Raw genomic sequence first — 16,548 nt, forward strand, 5'->3', positions numbered from 1 at the left:
CGGAACCTGCTGATTCCGACGGGGAAATGGTGAAATAGCGGATCTCAGTTCCCTCTGACGTGGAATATAGCGTTTTTCAGAATTATAGCGCACTGTAGTTCCCCCAAACTCGCGATCATAACACATTTTACAATAATCACGGATTGACGTTCCCTTATCTCCGCGCGCCCAAAAACATGTCTCATAGACCTTCGGCGATGGTTGACTGGAAATACGTCCTCAGACAAGACCCGGCTCACTCTTCCGTTTCTCCGCATTTCGGATTCTCATCCAAAAAAATCGGTGTAGGATATCCTGTTTCATATTCGAAATGTACCAAAAATTCTAAAAAAAGACGCTCTCCCCCCGAAAGAGAAGATGCGTCTTCGTTTAACTTAATTCGGATCTCTATTTCCTTTAAAATAAGCCCAATCTGTCTGTATGCCCACGAGCAGTGCAGGTTGACTGGAGCTTCCAATCATGAAGCTCCCAGCTTGCGTGCCAATAGAGATCGGGGTGCCTTTCGCCAGAGTTCCCGTAAATCCGTTCAATTGGCTTTTCTTCATAATCCCCTCTGTCAGCACTCTTCCCGACTTCCCAGGTATGATCCGCTCCAGCGTGATGCCGACAAAGCTCTCGACAGAATCACCGGCACTCATGAGCCGCAGCGTATCAGTGTCCGTATCATAACGCACGGCTGCAAATCGGGGAATGCCCACCGCTGTATGATTTTGCAAGGTTAGCTGCTTATCTGGCACCTGTGGATAGTATTCCGTCCCTGTGACGTTATACTCCGCCGTTCTTCCTGAATCTCCCAGAACGTTATTCATTTGCGCTACAATATAGGCATTGGGCTGATTCGTATAATTCTCATTAAATACGATTGTTTTGGTTGTTCCATCTTCAAATGTCACTTGCAGTGTTTGGTTCAGGAACGTGCAATCCCCCAGCCTTCTGCCAAGCGTATTATTGACATCCATGTTGGTGTTAAGGCCTACTTTGATCCCGGAAATATCCCAATACCCGTATAAATAGCCGCTCAGCCCACCGCCTCCGTCCCGGGTTTCATACGACCCCAGAAGAGCCGGCAAAGCACTGCCGCTGACCCTTACACTGGAACTGCTGCCAGTCGATTTGCTGAATATGGCCAGCGCTCTTCCCCGGTGCTCATCCGAATAGCCAATAGGCGTGCTGTTGTTCAAAGTAACCCGATAATCCGCATGGTTGGCATATTGATTTTCCGGCTTTTGAGTAATCCATGGCAAATCGTCCTGAACCATATACGTGCCTATAATCTCGGTGTTATTGAAGATAACCTCATCTCGGGTCCCGCTGCCTAACGATTCGATCATAATTGGCTTCAAAGTTTCCGTAGAAACAATTGTACTGTTGTTGATGACATTCATCTGTGGCTTGGTGAAATCCTCCCGATTATGCACATACCAGCCATCAGCTTTGGACACAAAAGTGCTGCCATACACAATTTCCGTTACGCCGCTGGCGGAGCCATAACCCCAAGCGTGGGAACCCACTCCGCTAATTCCTCCCCATACTTTGGCTGGATCTAAGTCGTCAGGTGGCGTAATTCCCGGATGCGCAGCCACCCAGCTCTTTCGATAATCGACTGCTTCCAGATTGCCGTAATGCTCGATATGAGCATTTTTCACGATATGAATCGCATCCTTGTTATTGCCATTGTCTTCGCTGTGAATCGGATATCGCATGTTTTTGGCGGTAACTGTGAGATTCTCCAGATTGGCTGTTGCCTTCAACCATAGCGTCGATTGATTGGTAATTTCACTGTTCGTGGCCGAGGCCGCATTCTCTCCCTTCAGGATAACTTGATCCCTGTCGGTTCCTCGCAGCGTAGTATATGGCTTCACCACCCAATTTTTCTCCGTATAGACGCCTGGATAGATTTGAATGACATACGGATTCGCAGCGCTGCTATCCTGGATGCTGTCATTAGCCAATTTGGGAGAGAGGAAATCGCCTGTTCCATCAGGCTTAACGGTCAAAGTAACCGTTTCGTAAGCTCCTTCTCGGACGGTGACAGAGGAAGCAGCCGTTTTCCCGCCATCCACGGTTGTAACCGTGATTTGAGCGATTCCCTCTTTTTTCCCATAAACAGCCCCATTCACGTCTACGATGGCCACTTCTGGATTGCTCGAGCTCCAAACAACTGATCTTTCTACCGCGTTCAATGGCAGTATTGCCGCCTTTAGCCTTGTCGTCGTTCCAGGATTCATCTCTATAGTAGTTTTATTCAAACTGACTCCCGACACTTTAGCTGGAATTGGATCATTAGCATAAGTCACTGGACGGATCTCCACGTCATCCAAATAATAGCTGTCTGCAACTGCCGGAAAATCCGTATAAATATACATCGTCAAATTTGTTATATTGCCAGTTTCATTCAGCTTAAAATACCCTTCTGCTTTCCTCCAGGTGGCAGCATCCATGGCAGGCCCCGTCACCATGACCACTTGTTTGGTTTCTCCGTTCACTTTGTACTGCAAGCAAATTCGGAGCTTCTCCCCCGCTGTAGAGCCGTCAGCCAACTTGCCCCAAGCCGAGTAATAGTATTCTTTCCCATTCTCTACGCCGGGGAAAAGTATTTTCCCATAGGCATAATCCTTGGTGATTTTCACAGACTGATGGCCGGAATGAGACTCCGTGGTGCTTAGCTCCATAGCGACTCTTTCGCCGGAGTAGGCAAGCGTGCTCATTTCCATCCCCGGGTCTGTCAACAGATTATCTCCTGTTAGTTTGAAAGGTCCTGAAACATACAAAGTTTCCGCAAGCGCATCCCATGCTGTGTTGTATCCAAACAGTTCTTTGAGCGCATCAGATGAAACAAGCAGGTCATAGCTGGACGCTACAGGAATATGCTGCAAAGTTACAGCCGTATTTCCTTTATAAGCGGTAAGCTGATCTGGCACAACCCGAATAACGCTACCATTCTTGACCGCAAGAATTGCGCCTGTATCATCTCGTTCTGCCAGGATCCCATCCTTCGCCAGAACTTCGGCCAGCGGCAGCATGACGCTGCCGTCCCTCATTTCCAGCGGTGTTACGGTTTTCATCGGTTGCCCATTCAGATGCATCTTCACACCCGTTAGGGGAACGTTGATGATTCCGATCTGGTCAATGCTGAAATCACCTGTCGTTGTCAGGGGATCGAACCGGATGGCTTCAATGCTTCCCGTCCATTTCTTATTGCTCCACATGGGAACATAATAGTCTGTGTAACCGCTGTCATTTGGTTTTATAAATAAACCAATTCCTTTGGCTTCATTCCATGTTTTATCGGTTTCCGTAATGAAATATATCTGCCCGGCCGTATCACTGGAGCTATTTTTCATGCGGATATGAATATATGGATTGTCTTCTGCAGATAGGCCTAAGCCAGCCGGCGAATGGATGCCTGGATCGCTGCCCGTCGATGTACCCGAATAGTGGCCTCCACTAACGGTCACATGATACACTTGCTTCGCAACCGTCCAGCCCTGAGTGTCCCCATCCGTGTTAAAATCCCATAACCTGCTGTATGTTAGCGGGCTGGTTTCCGTAATCGACGGAACTTCCACCGTTTTGGGAGGCACAATCCGCCCCTCGGGATACAAGCCCTGGAGTCTTTCCTTCTGCTCCTCAGTAGGCATCGCATCCGAATGTTCGCCACCTTCCGTAAACACGTTGCGAACCGCATTCAAATAATTGAAACCGTGAAGTCCAGCAGGCATAATAAAGTGGCCTTCTCCATACTCATTCCAGTTGTCCAAGAGAACCATTTTCCGGCCCACACTATTTGCTGGCAAGGATGGCACAAAGTTATCTTTCACCCATTGCCCGGTTGACTGAAACTCGGCAGGCGACGCATAGTATCCGGCAGGACCGTCCCAAGCGCGATCGTCCCTCCCCATGCTGACGACGGGAACGACATCCATGGAGCCAGCATCTCTTTGCTGCTCGAGCTTTGTCTTCTGCAATTCTTCCTTGCCTGCATAAGCTCCCCATGAATAGGAAAACATCGCATCCAGTCCCGCTTCCGTCTTCATTTCTTCGATAACAGCAGGTTCAGCGCTTGAATTGGAGATCAAAATAATGACATCATCGAAGCCGGCATCCCTGCACGCCTGTCTCAAATAGTCTACTTCGGCTTTAACCCCCGCCGCCGTTCCGCCAAAATTCCGCTTCAAACCGGAATAACTGAAAATCCCAATGACAGGCTTATTGTCGATGACAACATATCTGGGATCTTTGAAGTAATATTCCATCCAATACGGCACGACATTGTTCCGGAAATCAGCGCTCCCGCTAACTTTGGACGAAGAAGCCTCCCACATGATCATGAAATCGGCTTTATTACTGTATTTGGCATTAAAATAACCATCATGAAGCGCCGCACCCAAGCGAGGCTCCTTTATTGGCTTCCCTTCCGTGCCTGTTGGTCTGTACCAGCAATACATCTGGAAGTTAATGCCATGCTCAGCCATCCATTTGATTTCCCAGTCGGCAACCTCCGGGTTGCCTTCATCATAAAATCCAAGATAAGGCACCCTTTCTGGATAGGGATTGATGCGATCCCAACCGAGGTGCTGCCCCTCTCTCCACAAGGAACAAGCCTGTGTCCCTACTAACTCGCCACTGGGTGGCACCGTGACAGGTGCAGGTACATAATCCTGAGGCTCTGCCGCCTCGTGATACAGGAGAATATCATCCAAGGACATGATCCCTCTATTGGCGCCTTCAATTGAAAAAACAACTTGGTTAACTGGGCTCATTGGGACATCGATTTGTTCCACTTTCAATTTGCCGTTCAAATAAAGATCTGCTTTGCCTGTCTCCGTATTCAGTTTAAGCTTCACATGATACCAGAGGTTAGGAATATAGTCGTAAAAACCCACCGTTTGACCGCTTGAGTTCTTATAAGCGAATTTGCCGTCTTTGGTAAGCCACTGGAAGACTATTGCGTCTTCCTTTTTTAGGGCTGCTGAGAAATCGTCCATCTTGACCGGAACAAATATTTTATACTCAAAAATCAGATTTCCTTCCTGAGCAGGAATGGATTTGTCCATACGCATAACTGAAGTAGCTTGAGCTGCGTTCATTTTCAGACTAAACACATCCGGTGGCTTGGCATTATCCATCTTCTCCACGGCAATCACACCGCCATTCGTCTGTGACTGCCAATCCTCAGGCAAGGGACCTTGAACTGTTGAAAGAAACCTTTCATTAATGGCATACCCTTTGTAAATCTTCACCGGAGCGAAAAACAGCTCTCCCGTTGTAACATCACCTGTTGTAACGAGAAAGTTATCTAGCAATGCCACATCATGAGTAAAGTTCTTCTCCGATGCCTTCAATAAACCGTTTACATAAATCTGAACTTTTTTCGTATCCAGATTAGCGATGACTTTAACCCCATACTCCGTATTCGCACTGATCGTCTGGAGATTGTAACTGACATCGCTGGATTCAAGAGCTAGATTGCCATTCTTCACCTCGAGGCTAACCCCTTCGGTGACTCCGCTTCGAAGCTGCCATTTTACGTCGTTTACGACAGCTGGCATCTTAAAGCGGTACTCCAGAGTAAGAGTCCCACTATGCTGGGAGCGGATTTTTTTATTCAAGGAAACGGGAAGCACATCACTAGTATCACTGATTTTGAACCAACTGTTGAAGCTGTAAGAAATGGCGCCCCCTGCTCTTTTCACATCCCAACCACTGGGTACAATATCCGTAGGCTCATAGGAAGTGGCGAGGTTAGAAAAATCTTCATCCAACACATATTCCGCTTTGTCCGGAGAAGCTGTCGGATCGGCATAAACCGTAGAAGCTTCCCATGGATTTACGATTAACGTGGACAACATGCATACCAACATAAAGATCGCTATGAACCTGCTCCTTGGCCTCATATCACTTGCCCCCCCTTCACGATTCAATATGCTCGTGCATCTCCTGGCATAACATCAGCAAGGCAATCCCTTGGCCCCATGGCATGATCAAGTCCCGAGGAATCGCATTGTATTCCTCTATACTTTGTTGAATGCCCGTTCCTGCCGAAACACTCGTCACCGTCCCTTCCTCCGTAATACGCCGAAGTACAGCCTTATAGCCTTTCTCCGCGCAGCGCAAGTATTTGCGGTCCAAATACCCCATCTGCACACTCTTCCATATGCCATATACAAAGCCCGCCGTGGCGGAGGTTTCCTCATAGGAGGAGGCATCATTTAGAATAGTTGGCCACAAGCCCGTGTCATTTTGAACAACTGCCAGTACTTCGACTTGCCGCTGAATTCTCCCGAAAAACCATGCCTTCTCCTGCTCATAACCTTCCAAGGTTGTGAATATTTCCGGAATGCTGATCGTGACCCAGCTGTTTCCCCTGGCCCAGAGACAACCGCTGAGATGATCGTTGCCTGACAAGCTGTAGCCATGATAAAGCAAGCCATTGTCCCCGGTTTGCAGGCATTCGATATGAAGCCTAGCCTGCAGCAGCCCTTCCTCGATATAAGCCGCATTATTCACCAACTGGCCCAGCTCGGTTAGGAATACCCCGGCCATAAATACGGTATCGACCCACATCTCTCCGGCAAACTTATCGTTAATGACGGTATGCTCAAGAGCCCCGTTGGACAGCCTTGGAGCTTCCTTCATCAGCCAACTGGCGAATTTTTCGGCAAAATCTAGATAATGGGGTTCTCCTGTTTCTCGATAAAGCAGCAAAACGGAGAGCAGCGGTGCAGTGGTATTGATGTTATACGCAATCTTCTGGCTTTGCGCCATGTTAGCGTCGATGAACGTCTTGATGAAGTTATAAATCTTCTGGCTTCCTGTCGTCTCATAAACTTTCCGCAATCCGTACAAAGCGACGCCTGCCCCCCAGTCCCAATCGCCCTTCCTGTCTACATTAAAATCCATCCTCATCGTTGTTTGCGCCACTTGCTCCAATATTCCTTTCAATTTACACACCTCCGGTTATTCATGTTTGATCGTTATTTGGTTAAAATCGTAAATGACCTTATTTCCATTCGATCTCACTTCAATCACTCCACTGTTAAAAGCGGAAACCATATAGGGTCCGTTATAGGTCGGATAAGGAAAGATCACCGTTTCTCCTTGTACCGTTCGCATGGTTTGGTTCATAGATAACTCCCCCACTTGAAAGGAGCAGTACGTTAACTGCATTCGGACAGAATCGAAATCTAGGCGGTTCAGCAACATCATCCTGCGAAACGACGCAAAATCCTCATAGGTCCGATCATCCCCCACTTCGCAAATAATCGCATTGCGCCTTCCATGGCTGATGACTTCCCTTCCGGCGAATTCACCTTCTGTTGTCCAGTTATAGCCATTGTGGATAAATAAGCAGATGTAAACCCCTGATTTTCGCAGGAAAAGGTAGTTGCCTTCTTCCTCCACCTCATCAAAGGCATCCCTCGGAACATGGACGTGAATCCAATGCATCGCTTGTGTCTCTGGAATCTGATACATGGCCATCACGACATTTTTTTCGCCGAAAAAGTGGCCGCAGCCGCAGCCCAAATCTCCCGTCCAGTAGCCATGCTCGCTTCCTTCTGTGCCGTGATTCCCTGGATGATGACTGAAAATTTTCAAGTCGGTTGCCTCTGGAAAACTTAAATCCCACTGGTGCTGCTGATGATGGGCATACCAGCCCGCTTCGCTGCCCGGAGCGTAGGCATCTTGATAATTCACGGCCCCCATAATAAAGCGGGGTGTGTAATAGGTATATTTATTGATGCTTCCATCCTCTTGCGGCAGCTGCTTGTGCGGCGTTTCACAGGTGATACAGTGTAAATGCTTGCTTTCTTGATGAACGTAAACCTTCGTTCGCCCCAGTGCAATCTCATAAATCTGCTGAGAGGGCCGATAACTCGAGCAAATGGCAGCAATCAGGCAGGGAGCCTGAATCATCGCTCTGTAGCTATGCCCGAAATACAGCTCATACATAGGGAATGTACCGCTGCGGGCATGATCTAAGGCGACAGGCGCATAGATGCGGCCATGTGCACCACCGTACAAACCGTCGAGGCTATCGCATACCATGTCCAGCAGCAATACATCCAGCATCATCCGGGCAAGCTTAACCAGTTCCGGGTCATTGGCATAATCATAAAGACACAGCAGACACTCCATGACTTCCGGCATGTAGCTGGAGGAATCAAACTCCGCCCATCCCCGCTTGGCGCGAAAAACAAGGTAATCCCGGAGGAAGTTCCCTTCCTCCTCCAGAAGCTCCCTGCCTTCTTTTCCATACGCCTTGAAGCACTCCAGCGGAAACTTCTGTGCGGCTAGATACCGCGACGTATGGAAAAGCAGCATATGATTCTCCGACTTGTATTTGCTTTCAAAATCATCATGCAGATAAAAATTTCGGATGGCGCTGCAAGTCTGTTCCTCCAAAAGCCCAACCGATTCAAACTGGTACAGGGCGCGTATAAGCTTTATCGCGGCAAAATCCGATTCTCCTTGCGGATCGCGTCCATACAGATGCGGGTGCTTAAACCACTCAGCCGAGCGCACCAAACTCTGATTGCTTGCCTCTACATACATGGCTTTACTTAGGTTCGCTATGGCGATGCCTCCGTATAGATCCTTGGACAAATCCTGCTGGATTTGCTTATCGAGCAAGTAGGCGCTTCTTTCTTCGAAGCTCAGGATGGCCTTGCCTGCCAGAAGCTTTGCATCGCCGGACAATTGAATGAAATCCATGTTATCTCACCTTATTATTTTTTGGCTAGAAATTGGTAAATATCTTTGGTCAGGAACGCATTCTTTTTATTTTGCTCATACCACTTCGCGTACCAATCCAGCGTTTGATTTTGTCCAATCTTCTGTTTCAAGCTTTTCAGGTCGTTCATCGCTTGATCAACCGTATAGCTGCCCCCGCTAACGACTGTCTTGGCGATCATGTCCTTGCTTTGCTGAGTCCAATCGTTGTTAATTTTGAGCAAATCAGCCGGAAGCGTTGGCATATGCTCAAGATGAGTTAGCGTATATAGCGGAATGGCCGGATTCTCGTACAGATCGCGGGTTTCATTTTTGATTTTGCTCCATTCCTCGGCATTCGGAATCTCCTTGTTAACAACTGGAATATTACAAATCTCTTTGGAATCAATCGTTGTCGCTGACATGTACAAATCCGTGTTATACCCGATTTCAATTTTGCGCAAATCCGGATTAATCGCTCTCGGACATCCAAGCTCATCATTTTTCCAATGGACGTTTTCCGTGCCGAACTTGAGTGTTTTCCAGGTCTTCTCAGCCAACATGAAGTCCATCTCTTTCATGGCAGCGGCCGGATCTTTGGAGCCCGCATACACGACTGTCGTCATCTGAAGCGGATTCAGCATTCTGATCGTGTATTGTCCGAATTCTGTCTTCGGCATGAGCATTGGGGCTATCGCTGCCTCTTTATTCGTGCTGCGAAGCGTCGTCAGAAAATCAACATTCGCGTTGTCAGCCACATAGATGCCAAGCTTGCCGGACAGAAAATCTTTTTTCGCCTTCTCTCCGTTTTTATCCGTCAAATAATCACGATCTACGACTCCTTCGTCAAACAATCGTTTCTTGAAGGAAACGGCCGCTTTCATTCTCGCCTCATCTTCGACCAGCTTGTCATCTTTAATAAACATCGAATTGCCATGCATGGCATCAATCGCCTCATCGCCTAAATAAGCGAGCGAATAGCCGTACGTATCCTTTTTCCCATTACCGTCGGGATCCTGCTCTGTGAACGCTTTCGCTACTTTAAGCAGTTCATCCGGTGTTTGGGGGATGGGCAGCGAAAGTTTTTTCAGCCAGTCGGTGCGGATGAAGACAGCTACTTGCACGGAACTGGGAATCACACGGCCCATTTCGTACATTTTACCGTCAGGCTTCGTGCCGATCTTGCGCAGAATCGGATACTTTTCCAGCATAGCGGTGTAGTTCGGCGCATATTGCTTGACCAGATCATCCAGAGGCAGCAGCTGCTTCTGACTGTAGAGCTGATCCCGGTAGCCCGTTTCAAACTCATTGATCACGTCTGGCGCTTCCCCGGAAGCAAATAGCGTATTGAATTTCTGCTTGGATTCAAACCTCGGTACGGCAACAAATTCCACATCTGCTGGCCCGTTTTCATTTATCCATTTCGTCCAGCGATTGTTCGTAATCGAGCCTTCCGCCGCTGGCGTATTGCCACGGTCATAGAGCGACATTTTGATTTTGCCCCGTTTCTCAGGTGCTGCTGATGCCCCCGCTTTGGTTGGGGAAACGGCAGTTCCACTGCTCTTTTCTTCCGGTTCACTGCAACCAGCAGCTACCGTCCCTGCCGCCAACAAAGTAACCACTGCCAATAACGTACTTTTCTTCCTATAGTCGCCCACTTTTTTCATCCCCTTTTGTATGTATCAACTTGATTCCTAATGCCATTATCCGATCACGATTTCTTGATTACCCTTTAATAGCGCCAAGCATCACACCCTTTACAAAATACTTTTGCAGAAGTGGATAGACAATCAGCATCGGCAAGGTCATGATCACAATGCCTCCCGCTTTCACAGCCTCAGGCGACATATTTTCCAGATCTTCCGGCTGCAAGGCAATCGTCTGAATCAGCATGCTCTGACTTTGCACCATTTGCTGAACGAATACGGTCAAATTCATCTTTTCTGCATCATTGATGAAGATAAGAACGTTTAGGAACGAATTCCAGTAGCCAACCGCCAGGAATAAGCAAATCGTGGCGATCACAGGCATGGACAAAGGCAGAAATATTTGTACAAGAAGCCGCCATTCCCCACAACCGTCGATGCGCGCTGACTCTTCGATTTCGGCCGGAATTCCTTCGAAATAGCTTCGCATGAGCAGCAAATTATAGGCGCCAACCAATCCTGGGAGCCATAGGGACCAATAGGTGTTGATGAGCCCGAAGCTTTTTATCAAAAGAAAGAAAGGAATCAGTCCGCCGCTGAACATCATCGTAAACACCATAGCCAGCGTCATAAATTTACGCCCATAGCAGTATTTACGGGACAATGCGTAAGCCGCAAGAGTCGTACAGAGCAAGCTTAATCCGGTTCCAACTACTGTGATGTACAAGCTGTTCATAAAGGAAGGGATAACTCTCGAACCGATAAAAAGGGTTTTATATGCTTCCAGATTGAAATGAATCGGCCACAGCCAGACGAACCCGGAATCAATGGCCGCTGAGTCGCTGAGCGAAACAGCGATAATATTGATCAGTGGTATCAGGCAGCTGACGGCTGCGAGCAGCAGAATGGCATGAACCGAAGCATGGAACCATTTCCCTGCGGTATTTTCTCTCATGTTCTCACTCCCTTTCAAGCCCGATTACCATAGACTCTGGTTGAATTTACGGGCAATTTGGTTGGCTGTTAGTACGAGTGTGAAGCCTACTAAGGATTCGAATAATCCCATCGCTGCGGGAACGCCGAACTCGCCCCCCTGAATGCCTATCTTGAACGTGTACGTGCTGATAACCTCCGAAATATCGGCGACAACGCGATTCTGCATCACATAGATGTGGTCGAAGCCGACCTCCATGACACGTCCTATGCCAAGAATCAGCATCAGAATGATAGTCGGGCGAATGCCCGGAAGAGAGACATGCCACATCTGGCGCCATTTGCCAGCACCATCCATGGCAGTCGACTCGTACAAGCTTGGATCAATCGTCGTAAGCGCCGCCAAATAAATAATCGCCGAAAAGCCAGCTTCTTTCCAAATACCTGAGCTAACAAATACGGCAATCCAAGAAAATGGTTGATACAAAAAGGCAAACCGTTCAAACCCAAACTTCTCCAGAACGTCGTTCACCATGCCGGTATCCTGCGAAAACAGCGTAATGAAGATGCCGCCAACAATGACCCAAGAAAGGAAATGGGGCAAATACAACAGCGTTTGCACGATTTTCTTAAACCACATTTTCCGAACTTCATTCAGCAGCAAAGCAACCAATATCGGAACTGGAAATCCAATAAAGCTAAGCAAGCTCAGCATGAAAGTGTTCCGAATAATCTTCCATCCTTGCGGATTCGTAAATAAATAATCAAAATGCTTGAATCCTACCCATGGGCTGCCCCAAATGCCATCCCAGAAGTTGTAGTCCTTGAAAGCAAGAATGATCCCACCCATCGGCGCATACTTGAATAGGATAAAACATACAAGGGCTGGAGTTAGCATGATATATAGCGGAATATTTTGCTTTATATACTTGCGGCTCCTCTTTTTCGTATGTTTGGCTTGATTCCAAGTTTCTGTTTCCCTCTCCATAGCTATGTGCTTCGAAGATACTTGCATGAGAATTTACCTCCTATGTCGCCCTACGGAGCGTGATATCGCATGGTTGTGACCGTTTCTATTCCGCTCACAACTCAACAGTACACGGAACTCTAACGATACGGCAATTCACACATTTAGACGTGATGCACAACTTCAATAATCCGCAGCAGATAAGGGTTTTATCAACAGAAAACGACCCCTTCAAGGACTTTGTGAAGCTATCCTTGAAGAGATCGTTTTCGTCTAATGAAACTCCTTGCGATAATCGCCAGGTGTCCGGCCCACGAGTTTCTTGAATACACGGATGAACGAAAAGGTATGTGTATATCCAACCTTCACGGCGATTTCCTGGATTGCCGTAGATGTCGTGACCAGCAAATGTTTGGCTTGTTCAATCCGCAATCCAGCCAAATAATCAATAAATTTCTCGCCGAATTCTTCTTTGAACAAACGGCTTAAATAATTCGGTGTCAACTTAAATCGCTCACTCAGCATAACCAGCGAGAAATCAGGATTGTTAAATTCATCTTCGATATAAGCTTTCACTTGATCGATCAGATCATGTTGGCTTCGCTGCGCGCGAAGGTGATCAAGCCGAAGGCAGGCATCCTGCAGAATAGCATGCAGTTCTTTTTCCAATTCATCTACAGTGTCAAAGCTAGCTACCCATTCATTAATTGGATTCAGCGCATATTCTCGCCAGCATTCCAGATATTCCGGGGACAACCCTGACATTTCCTTATAGAAGTGAAACAATAAATAATTCATCAGATTGACAACTTGTTCCCGGGAAAACAGCTGGTTCCGAATTTCGGCAAACAGGACATCATAGTGGCGTTCCCACTGCGCTTCACCGATCCTGAAGAAGTGGACCAGTTCCCTTATAGCAGGAAGCGAGCGGAAGATTTCTTCGCCCGATTTGGTGTTGATATCCTTGAAATCAATGACGCTGCTGACTCCGAACGTCGTCTTGTAGCTGAGTGCTTCCAAGGCTTCTTCATAGGAAATGGATACCTGTTGAAGGCCTGACGCTTTCGTTCCAAGTCCACAGGTAATCGTAATGGCTACATTGGTATGGACCCAATCCACCGTTTTGCGCATAATCCCATGAAGCGGATCACCGGATGCAAGCTCATTCGGCAGCTGACAGACGACACATAGCCGATGTTTTTCGATCCATTCCAGACAGATCAGGATGCCTGTATTCTGACTGATCTCTTGAACGACGTTATCAATGATGAATTTAATCAAATATTGATCCTTATTCGTATAAGCTGAGGTGAAATTCGAATACTTATCAATTTCAAGTATGGCTGCCTGATAGGGGGCGTTCGTCTCCTGAAAGCCGAAATGCGACAGTTCCTTGTCCCAGCCATCTTCAAGCTTAAGCTGCGTTCCGGTCAGCAATTGTTCGAACAAATATCGCCGGCGGTAGCTGAAATTCTCATCGTTCTCCAAACGATACTTGCCGAATTGCTCTAGCAGATGATCCAGCAAATTGTCAATAATTTTGAATTCATCGTGCTTCACTTGTCCTAGAATATGGGGCTTTTGCAACTGCAGCGGAACGGAAGAGAGCCGCTCCAGCAGCGACTCAATCGGCTTATAGTTTTGCCGGCTCACGTATACAATCCATAAAGCACCAGCAAGAACCGTGACAATGCCAATCACCAACCAGAATGCATTGAGGTTCGACAGAAAGCGAAAGACGACGCCATCGACAAATCCGCTGCGGATCGTCCAACCCGTGTATTCCGATTTCATTACGGTAACATCTTCCCTGTTCGCGCCTGCTGCTCCGCTTATCGTATCGTCACCAATCATGTATTCGCCATGGACATCCAGAAGGTGCAAATAACTAAATTTAGAACGGGACACATTATCAAGAAGCTTTGAGAGCGTATCCAATTTAATATTGGCAACCAGTACTCCCTCCGTTCCCAGCGGCAGCGGCATCCGCATGACTAGCGACACCACAGGCCTCGTTACACCGGAATTGTCGAGATACTCGCGACCAAGGCTCCAGCGATTGGCAGGGGGAGCGGTAATTAACGTATGCAAATAGGGGCTGTTGGGGAATTGTTCAAGCCCCATCATGGACGTGTCGCTTAAAACAATTTGGTCACGGGTGCGATATAAATAGACCGAATCTATCTCACTGAAGCTGTCTCGCAGCAAAATCAATTTCTTATATACGTCCCGGTCGTTCAGATAACGGTTCTGCGCGAACGGAGATGTACTGTAGAAGTCGATCACAGATTGGTCATCAAGAAAAGTCTGCACAATATATTGTTCAACGGTTCGCAGCTTGGAATCCACATATTGCATCGTATTTTCTGCGTAGATCTCATTGGCCTTTAGCGCTTGTTGCTTGGACAGCTCGCTCATCGTGACGAAAAAAATCCACAACAGCACCACAATAACGAGAATGAAGACGGGTAAATAAGCAAATACAAGGCGATTTCTCCACTTTTTCCTCATCTGCACAGCCCCTTTATTCGTACAAAGTACAACGATACCGTTCGACAAGTCAATACGCAATTCAAAGAATCATGCACAATTCTCATTTCTTTGACCTTCCTGGATGATTTTTCTTATATAATATAGGTACTACACATAAAGGAGATCCCGCCGATGTTAACTGCTGATTTCATGCGCCAAGAGCAGCCTAAACTATGGGAGCTTGCGCTTCGTTTAGCTCCCGCACTTTACATGGATACCCGTGAGCCTTTCGTTCCAATTCGTGTTGGGGTTACCGCATTTGAAGAGTCAGGTCCTTCCCAATCCTTTCCCCGAACGATCAAAGTTGATCATGCACGTGTTAAGGTAGTCGTGGAGTATGCTATTTATTGGGACTACGACATTCAGCATATTTACGATTTAGAGCATGTTTGGGTGTACATTGGACATAATGATGAGATCATTTCTTGCGAAGTCAGCTTCCACGGGAAATATATGATTGGTTTATTAAGCGATCGCAGCAATATACAGGAAGATGGCCGCGTTCAGGTATATGTGCAGCCTGGGAAGCATGCGATGGCAGCGCTTGATGAGCTGTTCCGCTTACTTCCGGATGTAGAAGCAGTCAACAACGAATTAGCCGGAAACGGCGGAGTATTGGAAAACGAGATGTTCCAGGGGCAGTTCAAATTCGGCACTAACATCGACAAGCTCGCCGAAGATCATCTCCGTACCTTCAGCTTCCAGCCCAGCTTCATCTATACACCTTATGAATGGACACCCGACATGTTTGTGACATGGGACGAGCTTAAAGCAGAAATACCTGTACGCATGCGGGCACTTCTAGAAAGCCTAAGCAACTAACAAAAGAGGGGCTGTCCCATAAGTAGATAAACCTACTTGAGGGACAGCTTTTTTGCTTTTTTGATTGGGATTCAGAGAGGCTCGACTTTCTCTAAACCTGCAATTATACATCTTTTTTGCTCTTGGAATAGCCGCAACGATTAAATTCCTGCGTTTGTGCAGGTTTTTGAGGCTTTTTCTGAATTTACGGCTGAAAAAGATAAAAATGCCTGCACAATTGCAGGCATTTTTATCTTTTTAACCGAATTCGCTTGGAAATTCCTGTATTTTTGCAGGCTTTTACACTTGGGTGAACGGATCTGGTCTGGAAACCCCTTCATCCCACATGAAAGTAATCAACCCCATCATCTATCGACGCTTTCCTACTTAATTCGGCTTATGGGACAGCCTCTTTTCGTGTAGCAATTACAGTTTTAAAACCATTAAATCTTCATCTGCATATTGCCCGTTGAACTTCAGCGCGTTTGGTTCCACGCCGTAAACTACAAATCCCAAGGACTTATACAACTGCTTTGCTGAGTCATTATTAGAAACAACCGTTAAGTTTATTTGCTCTAAACCAGCGAGATCCCGTGCCTGTTTTATCAGTTCCAGCATGAGCAGCTTGCCTACACCCTTCCCTCGCGTTTGCGGTGCTACATACATTCCATAAACATTGCCCTTATGGGCCGTTTTAAGACTATTTTCACGCACAAAAGTTACAATCCCAACTAGCGAATCACCGCCATCAAAAGCCCCTAAAACAAATTTGCCTGAGCTCGGCTTTAAACGTTCCGCTACCGTCTCTAGTGAAAATTCCACTTCTCTCTCATACGTTGACCCAAATGCCTCAGGATTAGCTTTTAGAGCACTCAACCGCAACTCTTGGTACAATTGGGCATCTGTTTCGTGCAAGATACGTATATGCATTGCTTCTCCTCCCTCTGTATACCAGAG

Annotated in this window: 9 protein-coding genes; 1 reads left to right on the forward strand and 8 read right to left on the reverse strand. The window is 47.1% G+C overall.

The features are described 5' to 3' along the window. Positions 1-374 precede the first annotated feature (374 nt). The 7 genes from HQN90_RS19395 to HQN90_RS19425 form a co-directional block, all read right to left on the reverse strand. The gene (locus HQN90_RS19395) at positions 375-5,897 is read right to left on the reverse strand and encodes a glycoside hydrolase family 99-like domain-containing protein (RefSeq protein ID WP_173221684.1); all 5,523 of its coding nucleotides are present in this window, start codon (positions 5,895-5,897) and stop codon (positions 375-377) included. Between the two features lie 16 nt (positions 5,898-5,913). Then, positions 5,914-6,945: a glycoside hydrolase family 88/105 protein gene (locus HQN90_RS19400; protein WP_173221686.1), complete on the reverse strand. Its 1,032-nt coding sequence runs from the start codon at positions 6,943-6,945 to the stop codon at positions 5,914-5,916. 15 nt (positions 6,946-6,960) lie between these two features. Beyond that, on the reverse strand, positions 6,961-8,715 hold the full coding sequence (locus HQN90_RS19405) for a hypothetical protein (RefSeq protein ID WP_173221688.1): 1,755 nt from the start codon (positions 8,713-8,715) through the stop codon (positions 6,961-6,963). 14 nt (positions 8,716-8,729) lie between these two features. Then, positions 8,730-10,370 (reverse strand): extracellular solute-binding protein, encoded by a 1,641-nt coding sequence (locus tag HQN90_RS19410; RefSeq protein ID WP_173221690.1) that lies wholly within the window; start codon positions 10,368-10,370, stop codon positions 8,730-8,732. Positions 10,371-10,437: 67 nt separating this feature from the next. After that, complete coding sequence (locus HQN90_RS19415) at positions 10,438-11,313, reverse strand: carbohydrate ABC transporter permease (protein ID WP_173221693.1); 876 nt, start codon at positions 11,311-11,313, stop codon at positions 10,438-10,440. Between the two features lie 24 nt (positions 11,314-11,337). Beyond that, entirely contained in the window at positions 11,338-12,306 is a 969-nt protein-coding gene (locus HQN90_RS19420) for an ABC transporter permease (protein WP_420851064.1), read from the reverse strand. Between the two features lie 225 nt (positions 12,307-12,531). Continuing rightward, entirely contained in the window at positions 12,532-14,769 is a 2,238-nt protein-coding gene (locus HQN90_RS19425) for an AraC family transcriptional regulator (RefSeq protein WP_173221695.1), read from the reverse strand. A gap of 153 nt (positions 14,770-14,922) precedes the next feature. Here HQN90_RS19425 and HQN90_RS19430 point away from each other — a divergent pair, with 153 nt between their 5' ends. Beyond that, positions 14,923-15,612, forward strand: coding sequence for a hypothetical protein (locus HQN90_RS19430; protein WP_246362630.1), 690 nt, complete (start codon positions 14,923-14,925; stop codon positions 15,610-15,612). Positions 15,613-16,017: 405 nt separating this feature from the next. On the opposite strand, the gene HQN90_RS19435 is transcribed toward HQN90_RS19430, so the two are convergent. Continuing rightward, positions 16,018-16,521, reverse strand: coding sequence for a GNAT family N-acetyltransferase (locus HQN90_RS19435; protein ID WP_173221697.1), 504 nt, complete (start codon positions 16,519-16,521; stop codon positions 16,018-16,020). Between the last annotated feature and the right edge of the window lie 27 nt (positions 16,522-16,548).

The sequence above is a fragment of the Paenibacillus alba genome (assembly GCF_013204855.1).
In the GTDB taxonomy this organism is placed as follows: Bacteria; Bacillota; Bacilli; order Paenibacillales; family NBRC-103111; genus Paenibacillus_E; species Paenibacillus_E alba.